Origin of the sequence: Winogradskyella algicola, assembly GCF_005869935.1 — a bacterium.
Taxonomy (GTDB): Bacteria; Bacteroidota; Bacteroidia; order Flavobacteriales; family Flavobacteriaceae; genus Winogradskyella; species Winogradskyella algicola.
The window spans coordinates 175,473-197,923 of the sequence record NZ_SZQF01000001.1 but is presented as its reverse complement, the minus strand read 5'-3'; the positions used below and the strand labels follow the sequence as shown (position 1 = coordinate 197,923).

20 protein-coding genes and 6 tRNA genes are annotated in these 22,451 nt (G+C 34.0%); 11 read left to right on the top strand and 15 right to left on the bottom strand.

The window, feature by feature from the left end; genetic code table 11:
• Positions 1–36 precede the first annotated feature (36 nt).
• The 9 genes from FC091_RS00775 to FC091_RS00745 all read right to left on the bottom strand — a co-directional run bounded on the left by FC091_RS00775 (position 37) and on the right by FC091_RS00745 (position 8,238).
• Complete coding sequence (locus FC091_RS00775) at positions 37–1,452, bottom strand: hypothetical protein (protein ID WP_138432375.1); 1,416 nt, start codon at positions 1,450–1,452, stop codon at positions 37–39.
• A 64-nt stretch (positions 1,453–1,516) separates the two neighbouring features.
• On the bottom strand, positions 1,517–2,464 hold the full coding sequence (locus tag FC091_RS00770; RefSeq protein WP_138432374.1) for an alpha/beta fold hydrolase: 948 nt from the start codon (positions 2,462–2,464) through the stop codon (positions 1,517–1,519).
• Positions 2,465–2,469: 5 nt separating this feature from the next.
• The gene (locus FC091_RS00765) at positions 2,470–3,972 is read right to left on the bottom strand and encodes a class I adenylate-forming enzyme family protein (protein ID WP_138432373.1); all 1,503 of its coding nucleotides are present in this window, start codon (positions 3,970–3,972) and stop codon (positions 2,470–2,472) included.
• A complete protein-coding gene (locus FC091_RS00760; protein WP_138432372.1) occupies positions 3,947–5,455 on the bottom strand; it encodes a sodium/pantothenate symporter in 1,509 nt (502 codons plus the stop codon). The genes FC091_RS00765 and FC091_RS00760 overlap by 26 nt, the downstream gene beginning before the upstream one ends.
• A 208-nt stretch (positions 5,456–5,663) precedes the next feature.
• Positions 5,664–6,212, bottom strand: coding sequence for a carboxymuconolactone decarboxylase family protein (locus FC091_RS00755; protein WP_138432371.1), 549 nt, complete (start codon positions 6,210–6,212; stop codon positions 5,664–5,666).
• 123 nt (positions 6,213–6,335) lie between these two features.
• Positions 6,336–6,491: a hypothetical protein gene (locus FC091_RS15150; protein WP_171032429.1), complete on the bottom strand. Its 156-nt coding sequence runs from the start codon at positions 6,489–6,491 to the stop codon at positions 6,336–6,338.
• Positions 6,492–6,581: 90 nt separating this feature from the next.
• Entirely contained in the window at positions 6,582–7,424 is an 843-nt protein-coding gene (locus FC091_RS00750; protein ID WP_138432370.1) for a helix-turn-helix transcriptional regulator, read from the bottom strand.
• A gap of 49 nt (positions 7,425–7,473) precedes the next feature.
• Entirely contained in the window at positions 7,474–7,650 is a 177-nt protein-coding gene (locus FC091_RS15145; RefSeq protein WP_171032428.1) for a hypothetical protein, read from the bottom strand.
• Positions 7,651–7,713: 63 nt separating this feature from the next.
• Positions 7,714–8,238, bottom strand: a complete 525-nt coding sequence (locus tag FC091_RS00745; protein WP_138432369.1) for a ferritin — start codon at positions 8,236–8,238, stop codon at positions 7,714–7,716.
• A gap of 922 nt (positions 8,239–9,160) precedes the next feature.
• Here FC091_RS00745 and FC091_RS00740 point away from each other — a divergent pair.
• The 9 genes from FC091_RS00740 to FC091_RS00705 all read left to right on the top strand — a co-directional run bounded on the left by FC091_RS00740 (position 9,161) and on the right by FC091_RS00705 (position 13,212).
• Positions 9,161–9,742 carry a tetratricopeptide repeat protein gene (locus FC091_RS00740; RefSeq protein ID WP_138432368.1) on the top strand — a complete coding sequence of 194 codons (582 nt, stop codon included), beginning with the start codon at positions 9,161–9,163 and terminating at the stop codon, positions 9,740–9,742.
• 54 nt (positions 9,743–9,796) lie between these two features.
• Positions 9,797–9,878 (top strand) — tRNA-Tyr (locus FC091_RS15140).
• Positions 9,879–9,883: 5 nt separating this feature from the next.
• Positions 9,884–9,955, top strand: a tRNA-Asp gene (locus tag FC091_RS00735).
• Positions 9,956–10,169: 214 nt separating this feature from the next.
• Positions 10,170–10,242 (top strand) — tRNA-Glu (locus FC091_RS00730).
• A 5-nt stretch (positions 10,243–10,247) separates the two neighbouring features.
• Positions 10,248–10,373 (top strand) — tRNA-Met (locus FC091_RS15135).
• 6 nt (positions 10,374–10,379) lie between these two features.
• Positions 10,380–10,452 (top strand) — tRNA-Leu (locus FC091_RS00725).
• A gap of 450 nt (positions 10,453–10,902) precedes the next feature.
• Positions 10,903–10,975 (top strand) — tRNA-Phe (locus FC091_RS00715).
• A 22-nt stretch (positions 10,976–10,997) separates the two neighbouring features.
• A complete protein-coding gene (locus FC091_RS00710; protein WP_138432367.1) occupies positions 10,998–11,309 on the top strand; it encodes a hypothetical protein in 312 nt (103 codons plus the stop codon).
• Positions 11,310–12,114: 805 nt separating this feature from the next.
• The gene (locus tag FC091_RS00705; RefSeq protein WP_138432366.1) at positions 12,115–13,212 is read left to right on the top strand and encodes a slipin family protein; all 1,098 of its coding nucleotides are present in this window, start codon (positions 12,115–12,117) and stop codon (positions 13,210–13,212) included.
• Between the two features lie 48 nt (positions 13,213–13,260).
• Here FC091_RS00705 and FC091_RS00700 read toward each other — a convergent pair whose 3' ends face one another.
• The 3 genes from FC091_RS00700 to metG are packed head-to-tail and all read right to left on the bottom strand — an operon-like array spanning position 13,261 to position 18,794.
• On the bottom strand, positions 13,261–14,163 hold the full coding sequence (locus tag FC091_RS00700; protein ID WP_138432365.1) for a histone deacetylase family protein: 903 nt from the start codon (positions 14,161–14,163) through the stop codon (positions 13,261–13,263).
• A gap of 19 nt (positions 14,164–14,182) precedes the next feature.
• A complete protein-coding gene (locus tag FC091_RS00695; RefSeq protein WP_138432364.1) occupies positions 14,183–16,651 on the bottom strand; it encodes a Plug domain-containing protein in 2,469 nt (822 codons plus the stop codon).
• Positions 16,652–16,703: 52 nt separating this feature from the next.
• Positions 16,704–18,794, bottom strand: coding sequence for a methionine--tRNA ligase (gene metG, locus FC091_RS00690; RefSeq protein WP_262708970.1), 2,091 nt, complete (start codon positions 18,792–18,794; stop codon positions 16,704–16,706).
• A 160-nt stretch (positions 18,795–18,954) separates the two neighbouring features.
• Here metG and FC091_RS00685 point away from each other — a divergent pair, with 160 nt between their 5' ends.
• Together FC091_RS00685 and FC091_RS00680 are read left to right on the top strand one after the other, a co-directional pair.
• The gene (locus FC091_RS00685) at positions 18,955–19,884 is read left to right on the top strand and encodes a S66 peptidase family protein (protein WP_138432362.1); all 930 of its coding nucleotides are present in this window, start codon (positions 18,955–18,957) and stop codon (positions 19,882–19,884) included.
• A 25-nt stretch (positions 19,885–19,909) separates the two neighbouring features.
• Positions 19,910–20,269: a YraN family protein gene (locus FC091_RS00680; protein ID WP_138432361.1), complete on the top strand. Its 360-nt coding sequence runs from the start codon at positions 19,910–19,912 to the stop codon at positions 20,267–20,269.
• Positions 20,270–20,289: 20 nt separating this feature from the next.
• Here FC091_RS00680 and nadD read toward each other — a convergent pair whose 3' ends face one another.
• The 3 genes from nadD to FC091_RS00665 form a co-directional block, all read right to left on the bottom strand.
• Positions 20,290–20,868 carry a nicotinate (nicotinamide) nucleotide adenylyltransferase gene (gene nadD, locus FC091_RS00675; protein WP_138432360.1) on the bottom strand — a complete coding sequence of 193 codons (579 nt, stop codon included), beginning with the start codon at positions 20,866–20,868 and terminating at the stop codon, positions 20,290–20,292.
• 110 nt (positions 20,869–20,978) lie between these two features.
• Entirely contained in the window at positions 20,979–21,569 is a 591-nt protein-coding gene (gene gmk, locus FC091_RS00670) for a guanylate kinase (protein ID WP_138432359.1), read from the bottom strand.
• 15 nt (positions 21,570–21,584) lie between these two features.
• Positions 21,585–22,442, bottom strand: a complete 858-nt coding sequence (locus FC091_RS00665) for a YicC/YloC family endoribonuclease (protein ID WP_076619586.1) — start codon at positions 22,440–22,442, stop codon at positions 21,585–21,587.
• Positions 22,443–22,451: the final 9 nt, after the last annotated feature.

Below are 22,451 nucleotides of genomic sequence, written 5' to 3'. Positions count from 1 at the left end.
TTTAGCTTCTATTTTTGTAGTTTTTTAAACGTTTTTTTAGATGTGTGACTTTAGCTTTAAAAATGCCTCAGGTAGATTTTTAGAAAGCTGATCTATAACCTTTAATATTAACTGTTTTTGGTTTAAGGTAGGCTCAATACATTTTAGAGGTTCCTTTATTTCGTTAAATAATTTTTCAGAATTTATTTTGCCCTCCATATACCTAGAGAGTGATATGCTCCAAGATATATTAGGGACATAATTCTTTTTCTTTTGATGTTCCTTTTCTTTTTTGATAAGATTGAATTTTGAGGACAGCTTTAAAACTTCATCATATTTTTCTCTCGAAATTAAAATATTAATATATGAGGTAAAAAAGTGATGCCAACGGTGCTGAAGAACTTCGTTTTTATATTTTTTTAAAAATGTTTTAGCAGTGGCCTCTGCAAGTTCTACTTTGTCCAATTCAGCATATATTCGGATTAAGTACGAACAAAATCCTATTTTTTGATGGTAATTATTTACATCCCTGTATAACTCCTTGTAGTTTTCAAAGAGCTCAAAAGCCCGCTTAAAATTACCGTTTCTAAGTAAGATAGCTGCCAAATTATTTACGTACATTAATGTATCATTATTGTTTTGGCGAATGGAGAGGTATCCGTAATACTCAGCTTCCTTAAATTCGTTTTGCTTAGAATGTAGTAATACTCTGCTGGCATAGTAATTAGAGAGCAAACGTCTCGAGTACATTTCGCCCTTACTAAAATGAACGTCAATTTGGTCAAAAAGAGACTTTAACTTTTCGTTTTCGTTATAATTGGTGTACATAAATGCCAATAAAACAAAGGCTTGATACCTGTTTTTACCATCAAGGTCTTGATTGTTAAAGACTTCAGACAGCCAAGATTCTAAATGCTTTGTTTCGTTATTATTTAGTGTATATTGGTTGGTGATTTCTGTTGTTGCTGCATAAAGTTTTTCGTGAATAGAGATCGACTTTTTGTAAGCTGATTCGTAATTGTTTAAAAAGCGCGCAATGATCTCGTGGTCTTTATAGCGCATTCTAACCAATAAATACGACTTGTACTCTTTTGCAAGCTCATAAAGGCTTTGAAAGTTGTATTCGATAGCTTTATATTGAATAATGTACTGAAGGAACTCTAACTCCTCAGCTGAAGTAATGGCATCTGTTAGAATTTTCTTTTTGAGAGAAATGAGCCAATCTATAGTGGCATCTACATCTATATAAAGCAACTTTTTTTCAATCCAATCTTTGATATAGGAATACTTTCTTTTGTTAATTGTAGTGTCATATTCCTTAAATTCTAGTTTAGATAGTGCATTAGAAATTAACAGATTTATGATTTGAAGCTTTTCTCCATCAGTAAATTGAATTATTCTTTTTAAATAATTGGCTTCATGTGGGAGTATGGTTTTGCTAAACTCTGTAAATTTCTTGAGCTTCTGTTTCAAACGTTAATATTTATTTTTTATGGTCATACTTCGACGGCGCTCAGCACAGGTAAGGAACATTTCATTAATCAGTCTTGTTTACAAATGTATTAATTAGAGTGTTGATCCCTTCAGGTTTTTCAAATTGAACAAAATGCCCAGATTCATCAATATACTCTACGATTACCGATTTGATTTGCTCTTTTGCGATTTCACCAATTTTTTCTACTGATAATGTTGGGTGAAAATAACGATTTGGAATAAGCATGTCGTTTTTTCCAAAAATGACTAATGTCTTTTGGTTAATATCTTTTAAATTCTCAAAAACAGGATCGTCAATCATACCAGACACACTCTTTACAATGGCTTCGCAATGTGCATCAAAATCAGAAGAGGATTTTATGTTAATTCTGTCTTCAATCATTTTAGAGACATCTTCTGGTTGCTTGTAAAAGTTTAACGCATAGTTTTTTCTTATTTGCTCATCTGTGGTATACTTCACCATTTCTGAAGTATAGATATTTCTAATCATATCACCTTCGGTTTTTGTAAACTGTTCTAAACCTGCAGGCGCTACTAAAATGAGTTTGTCAATGACTTCAGGATATTGTACAGCTATTTTTATGCTAGCTTGCCCGCCCATTGAGTGGCCTACTAAAACAACATTTTTCAGTTTTAATTTTTGAAGAAATTGGTAAACAACATCTGCAAAAAAAGTAGGAGTATAATCCACTTTTGGTTTTGAAGATTTACCATAGCCAGGTAGATCTAAAGCAATGCAGGTGTAGTTTTTACTTAATGTCTCAATATTTTTAGACCATGCGTCAGAATTACTGCTTAAACCATGTAAGAACAAGAGGGTTTTGTTGCCGTTACCTTCCTTTACATAGCTAATGTCTAAGCTGTCTAAAGTGAGTGATTTTGTTTCGAATTTATATTCTGAAAGGACTTCTTTCATAGGTTTTGATTCTTGTTGTGAGAAAATTGGAGTGCTAATTAGTGTTAATAATAGAACTAATTTTAGTTGTTTCATCTTTATTAAGTTTTTATCGAATTGAAATACTTCAATAATTTTATTCTAGATACTTTTCCGATACTCGTTAATGGTATATCGTCTAAGAAGAAAATGTACTTAGGATGTTTGTAAGCCACTAATCTTTCCTTTAAAAGTTCTCTTATATCTTGTGCTGTTAATGCTTTATTTGTTGCTGTAACAAAAGCAATGCCACATTCTCCCCATTTTTCATCTTTTATACTTAAAACCACAGCTTTTTTAATGCCAGCTAATGCTTCTAGGTGGGTTTCTATTTCCTGAGGATAAATATTTTCTCCACCCGAAATATACATGTCGTTTTTACGCCCTTTTACATATAGGTAGCCTTCACGATCTTTATAAGCAAAATCACCTGTAAAGAGCCAGCCTCTTTTAATGCTATTACTCGTGGCTACAGAGTTGTTCCAATACCCTGGAGTTACGATATTGCCCTTAATACAAAGTTCTCCAATGGTGTTGTTTTTTACAATTTTTCCGTTCTTATCCACAATTTTAGTTTCGAGATAGAAGTTGGGTTTTCCTATAGAGTTAGGTTTTAATTGTGCCATTTTATGATGAAGCGAAGTAATACTTGGACCTGCTTCTGTAAGGCCATAACCTGGCCTTATGTAGATGTTCTTTTCGTTTTTCCAATGCGAGACTAATTCTGGTGGTACTTTTTCCCCTCCTGAGATTATATATCTTAATTTTTTTAAGCTAATAGTTTTAAAGCATGGTTCTTTTTGCATCATTAACAACATGGTTGGCAAAGCCATAAAAAGAGTCGTCCTGTTAGCCTCTAAAAGTTGAAGCACTTTTCTGGGGTTAAACTTCTCTAGCATACCAATATGTGCTCCTTTGTGTAACAAAGGTGTTAAAAACACATTCCAACCCGAAGTATGATAGGGTGGAAGTGTATTTATAGTAGAGTCTCTAAATGTTATCCCTAGCTGCATGGATGTATTTAAACTATTCCAAAACAACATTTTATTAGTGTAAATGACACCTTTCGGTCGTCCTGTTGTACCAGAAGTATAGAATATAAATAGTGGACTGTTTTCCTTTATTTTATAAGTTGTAGATTCATTATTTACAGTATCATCTAAATAAAAATGTCTAACATCTTTAATGTTAAAGCTATGTTTACTTGTAATATTTAGCGCTTCGTACTTTTCAGAGTGATTATTACTATAAATAAATAGACTAGGTGTACAGTCTAAAATCAGCTTTTGGATTTCGTTAACAGAGAACCTATAGTTTAATGGCACCAAGATAATTCCCAGGCGTTGGCAAGCTACAAATAGAACAATGTATTCTAGGCCATGCTCTGCTAAAACAGCTACTCTGTCACCTTCTTGTAATCCATTTTTTTTGAATTTTGCTACTAAACGATTAGCGTAGGTATTAAGATCGCTATATGAGTATTGCTCACCACTATCGTAAGAGGTAAGTGCAATTTTGTTTGGCGTGTAATCAGCCCATTTAGCGGTCCAGTCTAGCGTATTCACGTTGTTTATTTAAATCTAGTTTGTAAAATACGAATCCTATAATTAACGAAGAAACAATTCCGATAGCGGCTGATACTCCAGGATTATTTACAGGTTCTTGCATGTATGGTGTTAATCTTCCGTAATATATGCCAAAGTGCACTACAATAGCTGTAATACTAGCAATAAGTACAGAACGTGTACTTACGTTTTTTAAGAATGTACCAAATAGAACAGGAACAAAAGCTGCGGCGAAATAGGCATATACACCATTCTGAGCAAAAATAGCTACGCTTACGTCGGGCGACTTAATTTGTTGCCAGCTCAAAACAAAGCTGACGATGGCTAAACCGATAATAACCATTTTATTTACCATGATGGTTTTGCTTCCTAGCTTGTTTTTTGAAATAGGATCTATGATATCTGAAGTAATGGTGATCGACAATGATTGAATTAAACTTTCTAGTGTTGAAAGTCCTGCTGAAATTAAGCCAACAACAATAATTAGCCCAACACCAACAGAAAACTTGGTAACTACGTAGGTTGGAATGATTTCATCCATTTTTAATTTATTGCCGTTTACCATAAAATCTGGAAAACTAATTCTGGCATAAAGGCCTACAATTACTACCAAAAAGAATACGATCATAAAGATGATTCCACTAGCTAAATAGGTGTTTATTTTGCTAGAATCTTTGAGTAAAAGCGATTTGGTGATAATATGAGGTTGACAAACAATAGCAACGCCAATGACTATTTGTGTGGCAATAATTTCAAAATAGTCTCTAAAAAGAAAACTACTCTCGTTAGTAGGCTTTGTAAGGTTAGGATCAATTACATTTAGTTTTTTTACTATACCACCTATACCTTCTGAAAAGAACTCCCAACCAGAGCCTATTAAAATTAAAGCGACAATAAACATAATTACTGCCTGAATAGTATTGGTATAAACCATAGAATTTGCACCTCCAAACATCATGTAGCCAAACACAAAAGTAGTTATAGAGAGCAAAATATAGAATGGGTCTGCATTTAGTGCTTTTGAGATGACTTGTGTTAAACCAACATTAATAAGCACAATAAAAGTGATTAAAAGCAAGGCAATAATTCCGAAGAAAAAGGCATAATTTTTACTCTTATAGCGTTTGCCAATCCACTGTGCCATGGTCGTGGCTTTTACCGCATTTCCTTGCTTTACAAAACCTTTAGTAAATACTATGAGTGAAATAAATGCCGCAATAGGCAGTACAATAGCGAATGAAATAATTCCAGAAAAACCATAAAGTGCAATAAAACCAGGATTGATTATAAATGTAGCTGCACTTGTCATAGACGCAGCTAAAGACAAACCAACGACCCAAGCAGGAAAACCTAAATTCCCAACTGCATAATCTTTAATATTGGTGTTTTTTCGAGCTCCTCGTATTACAAAATAGAGTATAACTAAAGCATAAACTGCTAGTAAAATATACATGTAGGTTACCCATTGGTCTGATGCTACCATAATTTATTAACGTATCTTACTAACAAATAAAAAATAAATCTATAACTAATAGATTTTGTTTTAGTGTAAATATAGTATGACTATTAATTATATATGAATATTTTTAAAATAAACATTAATAAAATTTAATATTAAATAAGGTGTGACTATTAAAAAATAGCGCAACTTAATTGAAGTTGCGCTATAAAAAACACTTTTAAAATTCTTTTTATACAGTTTCAGTTTCTAATGGCTGTGCCTCAGGAAAATCAACTGGTACTTGTGTAGTACTGTGCACATAATTAGAGATGGTTTTGTCTCCCACTAAAGAAATAGTGTCTATTAAATTAGCTTTGGTGTAACCAGCGTTAAAGAAGTTTTCTAAAACCTCAGCGTCTGTACGACCTCTATTTTCTGTAATGTTTTTTGCCAATTTTGCAAGTGCATCTAATTTGGTATTTACAGAAGAAAAGCCAGCTCTTAATTCTAAAATTTGTTCGTCTGTAAAACCATTCATTTTACCAATTGCAGTGTGTGCAGATAAACAATAGATACAGTCGTTTACTTGGCTTACTGCTAAGTTTACGACCTCTTTTTCTTTAGCCGATAAAGATGTTTTTGCATTGGCAAAGTTTAAGTAGTTCTCTAAAGCAGTATCGCTGTGTGCATAAGTTGCGTATAAGTTTGGTACAAATCCTAAAGCTTTTTTTAGGTTGTCAAAAATTGCTTGGTTGTTTTCACTAACGTTTTCTCTTGTAGGTACATTAAATGTGCTCATAATTTTAATTTTTTATGCTGAATAAATCAGCGATTATTATTTGATTTTTTTGATAGTACAAAGTTGCAGTAGAAAGGGAAGTAATAGAATGAAAATACTTCCCTTGCACATGTCAATATTTCCTTAAGGGTTAATGTGTGGTTTTTCGGCGTCACAGTAATAATCATGCAATTGCTCGTGTTCACAATGCGTATTAGATAATGTGCTTGTTACAATACGTTTAGGGCTTTTTGCAAATATTTCAATGAGATTGAATATTGATTTAATGGAATGTTTCATCTTTTATAGTTTTAAAAATTACACTACAAAGATGAAGTAAGCAGTAAGAGAATAGAATGAAGAATTTACCCTTAGTCTTGTCAATATTTCCTAAACAAAAGCAGGAAGTGCTTTTTTGAATTCTGAAGGTGATTGAGAAGTATACTTTTTAAATAATCTACTAAGATGCGAAGCATCGTCAAAACCAATTTCGTAAGCGATTTCTTTTGCAGATTTATCGGTATAGGTCAACAAGCGTTTAGCTTCTAAAACAATTCTTTGATGAATAATTTGTAACGGACTACGGTTAAGTTTTGTAAAATTATTAGAAAGGGTTTTTGGTGACTTGAAGAGTTTTTCAGCATAAAAAGACACACTATGCTCTTCTTTAAAATGCTGCTCTACTAATACATTGAAAGCTCTTAGTAAGTCTACCTTAGAACTTTTTGGGGTTTCAATAATACCTTCTTTTGCTTTTAGTAAGCGTGTACTTTTTATGATAAATCGACCCATCAACATTCTAAGCATTTCGGCTTGTATATTGTCTTTGGTCTCTAGCTCGTCAATAAAAACTTCGTGAAGTGTATTGTACTTTTGTTGTTCTCTTTCATCTAGGCTTATTATTGGGATATTGGTATTGCCAAAAAACAACATACCAGCACAACTCACTTCATGATCGTGATCTTTTATGCAGTAGAACTCCCTATTGAATTGATATACGATTAGGTCTAAACCACTTATATATCGTACATATTGTATTGGTGTGAGTGCTAAAATATGATTTGGTGGAAGCGTAATAGGTATACTATCAACAATGAGTTCTATAGGTTGAGACTTAGCCCAAATAAAAGTGTAAAGATTAACTTGTTGTGCTTTTTTTAATAGAGTAAGATCTTCGGAATTACCAATACTAAAAATCGCACCAGTAGAAAATTCGCTAAAAGTATATTTCATGTGTAAGTAAGTCTACATAGAATACAAAACATTACACCGTTAAACGTTTTTATGCAACTTTTTTAATAAGATCAAAGCAAGGGCACTTTTTACATCGCTTATGCTCTGCCTTTTTATATTTCTTACAGCATTTAGACTTTACTTTACCTAAAGTTTCTATACCAGAAGTTTCAAGAACTTTAATGCGTTCTTTTTTAAGTTTTTTATCTTTTTTCTTTTTGCCCATATTGACTTAAAAATCAACAGGGCAAAAATAATTATTTTAATTTATTCTAAATAAATTTTAACATTATATACCTGGTCCAGGTGTCTGAGCCGCAGAGCTTACAGTTAATTGCTGTATATCTCTGTCAAACAAATAAAGCCCTCCTTTATCATCTCCGATCATGTTTATTTTATCCAAAATGGTTCTGGCTACAGCTTCTTCTTCTATTTGTTCAGCTACATACCACTGTAAGAAATTGTGTGTCGCATAGTCTTTTTCTTGTAGGGCTATATGGACAAGCTCATTAATGCTTTCTGACACAAAAATTTCGTGATCCAACAGTTTTTGAAACATTTCCTGAAACGAATTAAACGTCACATTAGGTGCATTTAATTCTGAAACATGTGCATGGCCACCACGCTCGTTAATAAATTTCACAAGCTTTAACATGTGCTCACGCTCTTCATCAGACTGATCGTACATGAAGTTTGAAATGCCTTCTAGGCCTTTTACTTCGGCCCATACTGCCATGGCTAAGTATACTTGAGAAGATTCAGCCTCTATACGGATTTGCTTGTTCAAAGCAGTTTCTATTGATTTTGATAACATAATTCCTTTCTTTTTTATAAAAATAGTAACTAAAAACTAAAAACTAAGTTAATAGTTTGTTCTAGGACTTATTCAGATTTAATCTAATTTGGACTTGATTTTTGATTTTACGTCACAATTATTTCATATTTGTAATGCTAATGAAAACATCAATAGTACATAGAGCACCAAAATCACTGATGTGTCAGTGGGATTATCGTGGAAATAGTATCGAATTATTTCAACGAGAAAGGACGTTATGTATCTATTTTAGTCATTATTAACAGATGATTTAGACTTAAACCATTATAATAGATTACAAGCGTCCAAGAAATTGGGCGCTTTTTTTATGTAAAAACAAAGCGATTGATAGAAATAAACATAAAAACTGAAAAAAAATATCGAAACGAATTGAAACAAGATTTTAACAACTAAAATATAAGCTTTGAAGATTAAGCAATTGGGAGACAAACTTTTGCGAAAAACCTTCAAGTATCTGCATAAAGCGGACAGGATTTTCTTTGTTTAAAAAGGAAGTTAAATAATTGATAATCAATAAATTAAATTCAATTTTATTTGGAAGTTTCAAAAAATCAATTTTATATTTGCACCGCAGAATCAAACAAGCAGATTCGCATAAAACAAAAACAATAATAAAAACAAGAAGCCATGCTAAAGCATTGTATAGCATTTCAAAATTTTAATCAGCCAACAAGTATGGTTGAACGTGGCCTCGAGTCGTATAAAAAATGGCTTCGGTATATTTCTGAAATATCTGCTTATAAATAGGCAGATCAACTTCCAGAGAAAAATCCGAAGCAATAAAACTGTTTCGGATTTTTTTATGTCTCAATATTAATATTTAATCAAAAACAAACAGTTTTAAAAGCATCCATTAAAGGCGATGCATTTAAGACAGTATTAACTACTGAATAAAGGAAAAATGGGAAATATATTACAAAACATACACTTGTTTAGAGCCATTGAAGCATACCCTTGGGAATTAGAAAAAGCAGTAGAAGCCTTACACTACGCGTTGTCTTACGACCCAGAAAATGCTAAAGCTTTGCACTTAATGGCAAAAGTATATGCAGAGCAACTGGGTGATTACGAAACAGCTAAGACATATTACGAAAGTGCCTTAGCGAGCAGATTGGATTTAACAGATATTTATCCAGATTACATACGGTTATTAACCAATAACGAGGACTTTGAAGAAGCTCAAAAAGTTATTGATTTTGCCAAGACTGTAAAAGGTATAGATAAGGCTGGTATAGCGCTGGCACAAGGTCAATTGTTTGAGAGTATGGCTCAGTTTGAAGACGCAGAACGCGCTTTAAAAGAAGCAAAGCAATTAGCGTTGAATGATGATTTTATAAGTTTTGTTGATAACGTGTTGTCTCGTGTAAAAAAGAAAAGAAAAGCACAGGCAAACGAAAACAGGATATTAGAAAATCAGGTGAAAAAAGAGACTGAAGCACAACCAAAAAGTTGGTTTCAGAATCGGTTGAATAATTTATTGTAATAAAAAAAGAAAGGAGAATAAACAAATCGGCAAATCTCGGTTTGCCGATTTAATGGGAATGCGTCCAAGTAGGAGAGTGGAGTCAGTCTGTAAAACTGATGCATAGGCTTAATAGGTTCGAATCCTATGATTCCCACAACTAGTATCGTAGTTCAATGGTAGAGCACTCGGTTGTCTCCCGAGAAGTTGCGAGTTCGAATCTCGTCGGTACTGCAAAGCAGAACAAGAGATGAGAAGTTTACCCTGAGCGCAGTCGAAGGGAATCTCGTCGGTACTGCAGTTTGGAGAGTAGGCAAATATTGGTTTGTTGCGCTTACCTGCTAAGTAAGTTTACCTTTTTGGTAATGAAGGTTCAAATGCGATGCATTCATGAATACATAATTATTAAAATAAGTATGCCATGAATAATTCCTTTGCTCTCCGCTTTGCTCCGTTGGTCAAATGGTTTAAGACGCCACACTTTCTATGTGGAATTAAGGGTTCAATTCCCTTACGGAGTACAAATTGAGATATAGCTTAATTGGCAGAGCATCGCTCTCATAAGGCGAAAAGTTTAGGTTCGAAATGCATAGCATTCATAAGTACCTATTTATAAAAATAGATACAAAACGAACTAATCCTAATATCTCAACAATTTGCAGGAATGGCGAAATGGTAAACGCACTCGATTTAGAATCGAGAAATTGGGAGTTCGAATCTCTCTTCCTGTACAAAGTAAGGAAGAAGATGAGAAGTTTATCCTGAGTATAGTCGAAGGGAATCTCTCTTCCTGTACTGAAGCTCCACTAGCCCAAATGGAAGAGATTGGCAAGTAAAAACTATAGTTTTTACGAAGGCACCGAGCGTAGCTCTGGTTTTAAGCAACTTTAAGTCTAAGTTCGAGTCTTGGGTGGAGTACAATAAGCTTATGGTGTAATGGATAGCATTCAAAGCTACGGACTTTGAGGTATGGGTTCGAATCCTATTGAGCTTACAATATTAACCTGTGGTGTAAGGGCAGCATTCAAGACTTTGACTCTTGAAGTAATGGTTCAAATCCATTCAGGTTATCAAAAAAAGTGTCTATAGTGTAATACTTCGACTGTGCTCAGTACAAGTTCATCGGACGGGAGGTATATCCACCTAGATCAAGTTCGAATCTTGATAGACACTAAAGTTTTGGAACAGTAGCAAAGTTGGTCAATGCACCAGTTTGAAGATCTGGCGATACAGGTTCGAGTCCTGTCTGTTCCACTAAAGTTTAAATTTAGCAATTATGAGAAATGACATTTTAAAAAGGTTTTTGTTTAAAACGGAAGATAGTGGACGATTTATTGTTAAATCTCAAGTTACAGGTATTATCTATTTCGTTGAGCCAATAGATAATGGCAAGCCAAATGCGTTATGGGGAGATTTTGATCCTGCAACAAAAAAACTGACTGGCGATTATGGTAATAAACGTATAGGTGCTGTTAAGGAAGAGGAATCCTTAATAACAGAAGAAAACGGATTTAATAATATTGGAGTTTTTACGGGAAGTCCGTTAGCTGAAATTGATAGAAGAGATGCGTTGCATCAAAGAAAATAAGTTTAACCGCCTCATTCAAATTTTGAGTGAGGCAAAGAATATCAAGCTGGTCTTGTTGGGTGTTTCGGTATAGCACTATTGCATAATGCGATGCAGAGATGTATCTCGTTTTATGTTCAACTAGACTTGAAGGTTTTGACTGTTAACCAAAAAATAGTCTCCGATTCTATAGGTCGTGGGTTCGATTCCCACTCTCAGTTCATATGAGATAGTTCAGTAGGTTAGAACAATAGGTTGTCTTGTTACCGGTTCGAGTCCGGTCATTAGCTCGAGGAAATCCTCGTTGGCTTTTGTAACTCAATTGGAAGAGTAGACACTGCACTGTAAATGCAGCTTTTAGGGCAAAGGGTGGCCACCAAAGCTTATCATCTTATAAAACTGATAGACAAGTAGTCCGTAACACTACTCAACAAAAATGACGAAATAGTAGATTGTAGATTGGCTTTAATAGTAACTATTAGTGTTCAACAATAAGCAATCTCAGATATACTTTGAATTACTGATTTGTAATTTCAAAAGTAGTTACTGTTATGACTAAAAGTTAAAAGACAAAATCAATATGATTTCCTTTTTTAGCGCGCTGTCATCGCACTGATTATGGCTGAAGTTACTATGAGTAATTCCGTAGAGAAGAGATGATTTGCAATCTGCTATTTTTTAAAAAATAGAATTTAAAACAAAGATAAACTTCAAAAAAATGTTGAACTCGTCAATACTATTTTGAAGCTGGTAATCCGTCCGTTACAAGTATTACCAATTCGCCTTAGTTGGCAAAAATGATGTTTAATTTAAAAACTAAAAAACAATGTTACGAGTAAGAATTAATGCCGGAAAAGTAGGTTTGGTATTCAAAAAAGGTGATTACGTTAGAGTTATTACTGAAGGTTTGCACTGGTTAGGCTTTAACCAGCGTGTACAAATGTATAATTTGAGCACTAGTTTTACTGCACCAATAGCATTAGAAATTCTCTTAAAAGATGAGGTTTTAGCTGCTATGTTAGATGTGGTAGAGGTAAAGGACGGAGGGATTGTTTTACTTTATGAAAAAGGAAACTTTAAGAATGTTCTAACCGCTGGTCGTTATGTGTTTTGGAAAGGTCTGGTTGAACGTGAGTATGTGCGTGTAGATTTAAGCAAAATTTACATTACTGAAAACTTGGATAAATCACTTTTCAGTAATTATGAAGTTAATAAATACATCAGAACTTTTGAAGTTGCAGCTTACGAAAAAGCGGTGCTTTTAGTAGATGATGTATATACAAAGACACTCGGAGGTGGTACTTACCGCTTTTGGAGAAATGATACTTCAATTAAAATTGCTAAAGCCGATTTACGTCAGCTACAATTAGAAATTGCAGGACAAGAATTGTTAACTAAAGATAAAGCTGCTATCCGTATCAACTTTTACACACAGTACAAAGTTACAGATGTAGAAAAAGCACTTTTAGAAAACAAGGATTACGAAAAGCAATTATACATTACAATGCAGTTAGTATTGCGTGCATATGTTGGTGCTTACACCTTAGATGAATTGTTAGAGCGTAAAGATAATATTGCAGAAGCAGTGTTTGAAGATGTAAAAGCAAGCGCATCAAAGTTAGGTGTTACCGTTATAAACTGCGGTATAAGAGATGTGATTTTAACTGGTGAAATGAAGGATATTATGCACCAGGTTTTAGTTGCGCAAAAGAAAGCACAAGCTAACGTTATTATGCGACGTGAAGAAACAGCTTCTACACGTAGTTTGTTAAACACGGCAAAGTTGATGGAGGAGAATGATATGTTGTACAAACTAAAGGAGATGGAGTATGTTGAAAAAATTGCCGAAAAGATTGGTGAAATCACCGTTTCAGGTAATAGAAATATGGTAACACAATTAAAAGAGATTTTCTCTGGAAAATAAGTGGGTGTAAAAAAAAAGCGCTGGTACTAACTAGCGCTTTTGGTTTTATTAGAAGAAAAGGTCTTGGGCCAACCGAAATGTATTGGCATGTGCGTCTACTATAATTTTAATATCTGGTGAATAGCCTCCTCCCATACTGCACATTATAGGAATTTGAAGGTCTTTGCAAGTTTGAAGCACAAAGCGGTCACGTTCTTTACAGCCTTCTACACTCATGCCGAGTTTTCCTAATTTATCTGAAGCTATAACATCTACACCGCAGAGATAGTAGATAAAATCTGGTTGTTGCTCATCTATAAGTTTTGGAAGCGTATCTTTTAGAATTTTGAGATAGGTATTGTCGTTGGTATCATTATCTAATGCAATATCTAAATCGCTTAACTCTTTTTTAAAAGGATAATTGCCTTTGCCATGCATAGAAAATGTGAATACAGAATCATCATTCTGAAAAATTTCTGCAGTACCATTACCTTGATGAACATCTAAATCTACAATAAGAATTTTGTTTGCTAATGCCTTTTTTTGAAGATATCGAGCTCCAATTGCTTGGTCGTTGAGTAAACAAAACGCTTCACCACGGTTGGTATAGGCATGATGCGTACCACCAGCAATATTCATAGCAATACCATGCCTTAGAGCGTATTCGGAAGCTTTTATCGTGCCATCTGCAATCATAACTTCGCGTTCTACAAGCACTTCGCTTAATGGAAAACCAATTTTCCGGGCTGAACGTTGATCTAAGGTAATATTAACCAAGTCATAGTAATATTCTGGTTCATGGATAGCCAAAATATATTTATCATTAGGTCTTTCAGGTTCAAAAAAATTATCCGCATTACAGGTGCCTTCGTGTAATAGCTGTTGTGGGAGAAGTTCATATTTTTCCATTGGGAAACGATGCCCTTTTGGTAATGGATGTTTATAAATTGGGTGGTATGCTATTTTTAGCATAAAGAAATTTGCTTTTCTGCTAATTTAGAGATAATGATTTTTCTTTAAAAATAAACGTACCATCATTTGTAATACCCTCTATAAATAAGGTGATAGGTACTTCTGGTTTTACAATTTTAAAAGACATGTTTCCATTGGAATCTGTTGTAAGATTTGGTTTCCAATCTACAGTGCCATAAGCTTTGTAAAAGTCATCGTTATAATACCTGTATTTTGGAACATAGAATTTTTTGGATGGGCTGAAAGTAAGGGGGAGATTATAATTTTGGGCTGTTTTTGTATCTATAGAATCAAACATAGTTTTTGTAGATGTATATATCTTTATAACTCCGTTGGCACCTCTTGAACCACCAAAGGCGCCAAGACCAGACCTGTTAATTTCAATATAATCTATTTCTGACATGGGAAAACGATATAAGAAACCCGTACTTGATAAAGCAACATCATTAAAATATACTAGCATGGCACTATTGCCACCACCTGTATCGTCTTGTATGGGAGAAACATTTCGACCGCTCACAACAACCGTATTATTTCTAACTCCTCCATTGCCAAAAGACACTCCTCTACCAGCCGTAAAATACATTTGTTGATTTGTTGTATTATAACTTACGCTAACACGATTGGCTCTTAAGTAATCTTCTAAATAGAAATAAGCCAATTTATCACTTTGAGAAGGTACTTTAATTGTACCATAAGAATATTGAGACAGTTTTCTAGATCTAACCAATTCTTTATTATTACTTGCTTCTAGTAAGACTTCATCCAAAATTTGCTCATTTTTAGCTCTCGACGTAAAAGGTCTTGTGGTGTTAAGAGATTCAATAACTTTATAACTGGATTTAGGTTTTTTAGGGTTAAGTTCGGTGTTAAGTTTTGGTATTTTGTTAGGGAAAGATTGTAGATATAAATTAGCAGGCTTTAGATCACCATTATCATTTATTCTTGAAACATAAACTTTATTACTGTTCATAGGAAATGTACTGTCGAATATGATACTTTTATTACCATTTGAAGTCTGCTTGTATTGTGGAGGATTATCACCAGAGTGATGCAATAAATAAACATCATTGAGGTACTTTTGGTCATTGATATTCGCTTTAACCATAATTCCCTGTTCAAAAGGATGTGGTAATTCATCAGGCAAAAACATATTGTTCCAGTCATAGCTACTCCATCCTTGGGTTATGAGGAGGTTGTCTAGGTCCAATATTTTTTTCTGGTCGATATCGCTGAAGTAGTACCTGCCGTTTTCGACGGCACTTTTTAGGTAGGACTGTAAAAAGGTCTGTGACAGGATGCTGTTGTGCCTATTATAGGATTGTGTTTCCTGTGGGAGGACTGAGATACTGATATTATGGAACCGTTCTGCACTTAGATTTTTAAAGTTCAGTTTTACATTAAGTGAATCACCATAGCCAGTTGCTGAGACCTTATCTGATTTTTCAATGTTTATCCCTTCATAGTTGAAGAACATACGTTCTGCAATGGGTTTTTCATTCTCGTCGAACAAGGTTAAGATATTTACACCAGCAGGTATACTGTTAAATTCAATAACCTTGTTTATGACTGGCGCATCTGTAAAATAGATATCCATAACTTCATAACCACTACCATTGTGTATTAAAAGAGTATGTCTTTTACTTTTAATAATGTCAAAGGTGTCTTCATTCGTTGTTATAGAAACATAGAGTTTGGTTTTTAAACGTTTTACCGAAAGAATAATGCCATTTTTTTCTACAGTTTGGCCTAACGGAAAGTTAAAATCTTCATTGGCATGGTTTATTTTTACACTGTAGTTGGTTTTAGTGTCTGCAATTAAGAAAAATGAACCAATGCCAAGTTCGTTAGTGGTAAATGCTGTTAGTACTTTGTTATTTTGGTCAATAACTTCACCTTTTGTATTTGGCACACCAAATCCTTGATTATCTTTTACTATAACCCCAACTTTATTTAAAATACCATTGAGCAGATGTCCACTTTCTGGAAGGAATTGTGCATCTATATCGTTATTAATTATTGGTTTTTCAATAAAGTTTTCTTTTTCTGGGTCAATAACACGTATAGATTCGTTGTAATAATTAGGCTCATTAAAGTTTCGCATCCAATTGGTATAGGCTTTTATGTTATAATAACCAGAGTTGAACAAAGAGTCTACATTAAATACATTAGAAGCTATGCCATTATTAACCTTGATAAGTTTTTGTTTCACAATCTTGTGATTAGTGTCTTCAATACTAACATATAAGTTTGTTGTTAATAACGAAGGTCTTTTATCTCTTTTGTCTAATACGTAGGCGGTAAATCCTATAGACTCCCCTTTTATGTATGTAGATTTATTAAGGTGGAGGTAGACCACCTCTCTTGGTGCGTCTATGTACTCTTCGTATGTATCTACTAGTTCATATTCTTGAGCAGAGAGATACCCAAGTGACATAATAAAATAAATTAATAGTAGACTGAAAGATTGGATTTTAGTATATTTCATAATAGCCAATTTTTAATGAAGTTATTAAAAATCAAGCTAATATCGAAACACTTTAACTAATCTTCAGCCCGTTAGCAACACCCTCAATATTAGGATTTACAAACACTAAGTTACCATTTTCATCTTCGGTCATTAAAATCATACCTTGACTTTCTACACCTCTTAGTTTTCTTGGTGCTAAGTTTACTAAAACAGTAACACGCTTGCCGATGACGTCTTCTGGTTTAAAGCTTTCTGCAATACCAGAAACAATAGTACGTGTGTCGATACCTGTATCAACTTTTAATACCAGTAATTTTTTAGTTTTTGGCATTTTTTCAGCCTCTAAAATGGTGCCCACACGAAGGTCTAATTTTGTAAAATCATCAAAAGTGATTTCCTCTTTTTGAGGCTCTACTTTTTTGTTAGCTGCTTCGTTGGCTTTTTTACTAGCTTCAAGCTTATCTAATTGCTTCTGAATGGTATCATCTTCAATCTTTGAAAATAATAATTCTGGTTTTCCGGATTGAATGCTGTGACCTGCAGGAAGTAAAACATCTTTTGTTGAAATGTCTTCCCAAGTCAATTCAGAATCAAGTTCAGAATGGTTTAAAATTGATTTCAATTTATCAGACGTAAATGGTAAAAACGGCTCACTTAACACAGCTAAAGCCGAAGCAATTTGTAAAGCCACAAACATTACGGTTTTAGTACGTTCTTCGTCTGTTTTTATAGTTTTCCAAGGCTCTTCGTCTGCTAGATACTTGTTTCCGAGACGTGCTAAATTCATTAATTCTTGGCTACCTTCTCTAAAACGGTAACGCTCAATAGAACTTGAAATCACTGCAGGATACGCTTTTACTGCTGCCAAGGTTTCTTCATCTATCGCTTTAAATCCTGCTGGTTGCGGAATTTCTCCGTTATAATATTTGTTGGTTAGTACAGCAACACGATTAATGAAATTACCAAAAATAGCCACCAACTCATTATTGTTTCTGGCTTGGAAATCTTTCCATGTAAAATCATTGTCCTTAGTTTCTGGTGCATTTGCTGTTAAAGCATAGCGCAACACATCTTGTTGATTTGGAAAATCTTCTAAATACTCTGGTAACCAAACTGCCCAGTTTTTTGAAGTTGAAAGCTTGTTGCCTTCCAAATTTAAAAACTCGTTAGCAGGCACGTTTTCAGGTAGAATGTATGAGCCTTCAGCCTTTAGCATTGAAGGAAATATGATACAGTGAAACACAATATTATCTTTACCAATAAAGTGTACTAATTTGGTGTCTTCGTCTTTCCAGTAATCTTCCCATTTTCTACCTACACGTTCTGCCCATTCTTTTGTAGCTGAGATGTAACCAATTGGTGCATCGAACCAAACATAAAGCACTTTCCCTTCTCCGCCTTCTACAGGTACAGGAATTCCCCAATCTAAATCTCTGGTTACGGCTCTAGGACGAAGTCCATCGTCTATCCAAGATTTTACTTGGCCGTAAACGTTAGGTTTCCAGTCTTTTTTATGACCTTTTAAAATCCACTTACGCAAAAATTCCTCGTGCTTGTTTAAAGGTAAAAACCAGTGTTTCGTTTCTTTTAATGTTGGTGTGTTACCTGTAATTGCAGACTTTGGATTAATTAAATCCGTTGCGTTATGGCTGGTTCCACAGTTTTCACATTGGTCGCCATAGGCTTCTTCATAACCACATTTTGGGCACGTACCAATAACAAAACGGTCTGCCAAAAACTGATTAGCTTCAGCATCGTATAATTGTTCAGACACTTCTTCAACAAACTCATTTTTGTCATAAAGCGTTTTAAAGAATTCTGAAGCTGTATCGTGGTGAATTTTCGCTGATGTACGCGAATAGTTGTCAAAAGAAATACCAAAATCTTCAAATGAAGTTTTGATGATAGCATGATACTTATCTACAATATCTTGTGGTGTTACACCTTCTTTTTTTGCTTTAATGGTAATAGGAACACCATGCTCATCACTACCGCAAATAAAAGCAACGTCATTACCTGTTAATCTTAAATATCTCGAATAAATATCTGCGGGTACATAAACACCGGCTAAATGACCAATATGAATTGGACCATTAGTGTAAGGTAAAGCAGCTGTAATGGTATATCTCTTTGACATGTTTTTAGAAAATTTTGAAGCCACAAAAGTACGGAATATAAAGGCTATTTAGAAAAAAAATGTACATTTACATAAAGCCCAAAATATGATATTTAGACAACGCTTTTTGCATATATTGTTATCAGCTACACTAGTTTTGTGTTTGGTTTTACATGGTCAAAATAAACAAGAGGAAACTTTGAAAATGACATCAGAATTAATTAGGCCTCCATACCTAAAAGAAGGAGATACAGTTGCTATTGTAGCACCTTCGGGAATACTAAAAAACAGAGAACGAGAAGTACAACTGGCTGTCGATTTACTAAAAAGTTGGGGTTTGTACGCTACTGTTGGTGAACATGTGTTTAGTAAGGCAGATCATTTTGCAGGTACTGATGCAGAACGTTGCGAAGATTTGCAAAAAGCTATGGACGACCCAACAATTAGTGCTATTTGGTGTGCAAGAGGTGGTTATGGTACAGTGCGGATTTTAGATAAGTTAGACTACACAAAACTAAAAGAGAATCCTAAGTGGATTATCGGTTACAGTGATATTACAGCATTACATAATCAGTTGCATAACGAAGGGTTTGAGTCCCTACATGCGTTAATGTGTGTGAGTCTAACTCAAGATATTACTAAAGTACAAACATCTGTAGATACCTTTAAAGCAGCTCTGTTCGGTAAGCCTGAAAATTATGTTTTAAATGGTTCTAAGTATAATAGAGAAGGTAAAGCAAATGGGCAATTAGTTGGTGGCAATTTAACTATGTTGCACACTATGTTAGGTTCTGATACAAGTTTAGATACCTCTGGAAAAATTCTTTTTATTGAAGAAATAGGTGAGTACAAATATCATATAGATCGTATGCTACAAAGTATGAAGCGTGCAGGTTATTTTGAAAACCTTAAAGGGTTGGTTGTTGGCGATATGTCTAAGTTGAGAAAAAACACCACGCTTTGGGGAACTTCCGTAGAACAATTGATTTTAGATGCTTTAGAAGATTACGATTTTCCAATAGCTTTTAATATGCCAGCCGGACATGAGAAAGATAATAGAGCATTAGTGTTGGGTAGAGTAGTGGAGTTGAAGGTTGGGAAGGAAAAATCTAGCATCAAATTTCAAAGTAACTAAAAACTAATTACTAACTACTACTGTTTTGGCACAACACAACGAACTTGGTAAAAAAGGCGAACAATTAGCAGTAGACTTTCTAATTGAGAATAGCTACAATATTGTAGAGCGAAATTACCGTTTTGATAAAGCCGAAGTAGATATTATTGCTCAAAAAGATGATATTTTGGCAATAGTTGAAGTAAAAACCAGAAGCTCTCTAGAGTTTGGTAATCCTCAAGATTTTGTAAAGCCAAAACAAATAAAAAACCTCGTAAAAACAGTTGACGAATATGTGACCGAAAATGACCTAGATGTTGAGGTTAGGTTCGATATTATTGCCATTGTTAAAGAAAATAAAGCCTACAAGATTGAGCATTTAGAAAATGCTTTTTATCATTTCTAGTTCCTGAGAAATACGGAATTTTACTTATAAAAATTCATTTCGTCAATGTATTCCCAAACTGATTGCGGTAACATAGGACGAACGTTTTTACCTTCTTTAATAGAATGTCTTATAAATGTAGATGATAACTCCATAATAGGAGCATCTACATGATGAATTTTCGGGTGATCTTTAAACTGAGTATCTGTTTTGCCTTCAGAGATACGAGGATATACATAAACGCTGTAATTCTCTAGTATTAACTCATAATTTTTCCATTTATGAAAGCTCTTTAAGTTGTCTTCTCCCATGATTAAGGCAAATTCATAATCAGGAAATTTCTCTTCAAGATATATGAGTGTGTCAATGGTATAGTTGGGTTGTTTTAATCCAAATTCTATATCGCTAGGTTTTAATTTTAAATAGCTTTCAGTTGCTCTGTAAACCATTTCGTAGCGTTGTCGATTGTCTAGCAAGCTACTTTTTTTCTTAAACGGACTTTGAGGAGTTACTACAAACCATATTTGGTCTAAATCACTATGCTCTGCCAAATGGTTTGCAATCGTTAAATGACCAATGTGTATTGGGTTAAATGTGCCGAAGTAAAGACCTATTTTCATAATATTTTGTCATGCTGAACTTTTTTCAGCATCTATTTTAACAAATTAAGACCCTGAAATAACACTTCTACTGTGCTCAGTGTAGCTGTTCAGGATGACCAGATGGCTATTTATTTTTTAATAAACTCTGATACTAATTTATAAGCATTTTCTAGAGCTTCGTCTAAATTAGAGTTCACAACAATCTCATCAAAAAGTGGAGCTGTTGCTAACTCTGCAGGTGCTTTTGCAACACGCATACTTATTTTCTCAGGGCTTTCTTCTCCACGATCTTTTAAACGTCTTACCAATTCATTTAAATCTGGTGGCTTTACAAAAATGGCTAAAGTTTGTTCTGGGAATTTACGTTTTATACGTAAACCACCTGAGACATCAATATCAAAAATAACATGCTTTCCTTTTGCCCAAATACGCTCAACTTCAGCTTTTAATGTACCATAAAAATTATCTCTGTAAACTTCTTCCCATTCTAAAAACTCATCGTTTTTAATTTTGTTTTTAAATTCTTTTAATGATAAATAGTAATAATCCTTACCATGCACTTCGTTGCCACGAGCATCACGAGATGTTGCAGATATTGAAAACTCTAAATTTAATTCTGGTTGTTTTAATAAATGACGAACAATTGTGGTTTTACCAGAACCTGAAGGTGCTGAAAATACAATAAGCTTGCCTTGTTTTTTTAATTCTTCTTTAGACACGTAATTTGTTTTTAATTAAAGCACATTCAATAATTGTTCCTTTATTTTTTCAAGCTCATCTTTCATTTGCACCACGAGCTTTTGCATAGGTGCATAATTAGATTTTGAACCAATAGTATTGATTTCTCTACCAATTTCTTGAGAGATAAAACCAAGTTTTTTTCCGTTAGAATCGTCAGAATTCAAAGCTTTAATGAAGTAATCTAAATGGTTGTCTAACCTTACTTTTTCTTCTGTGATGTCAAACTTTTCTATATAGTAAACAAGCTCTTGTTCAAAACGATTTTCATCGACTTTTTCCTTAATATCTGCAATGCCTTTTTCTAGTCGCGTTCTTACGCCTTCTATACGTTCTGGATCCATTGCAATGACTTGCTCTAGCAATTCTCTAAGCGTAGCAATTCTATCGGTAAAATCTTGTTTTAAAATAGCACCTTCGTCTTCTCTGTAGTTTACAATTTTAGAGATGGCTTCATTAATACTATCTGCTATTTTTAACCATTCGTCTTCGTCAATATCGTCGCGCTCTGTCGTCACTGCATCTGGTAAACGAACAGCCATTTTTAATAGTTCTGTATCATCACCATCAACCACATCCTTAAGTTGTTTAATATATTCTTTTACTACTGTTTTATTGATTTTAGAGCTGGTGTCTTCACCAGTAATTTCAACATAAAGCGAAAAATCTACTTTTCCTCTAACTAAATGTTTGGCCAGAAGTTTTCTTATGTCTAATTCTTTAGCACGATACATGGATGGCATGCGTGCATTAACATCTAAATTCTTACTGTTTAGTGATTTTAGTTCTATAGATATTTTTTTGGTAGGGAGTTGTAAAACTGATTTCCCATAACCAGTCATGGATTGTATCATTAAAAGATA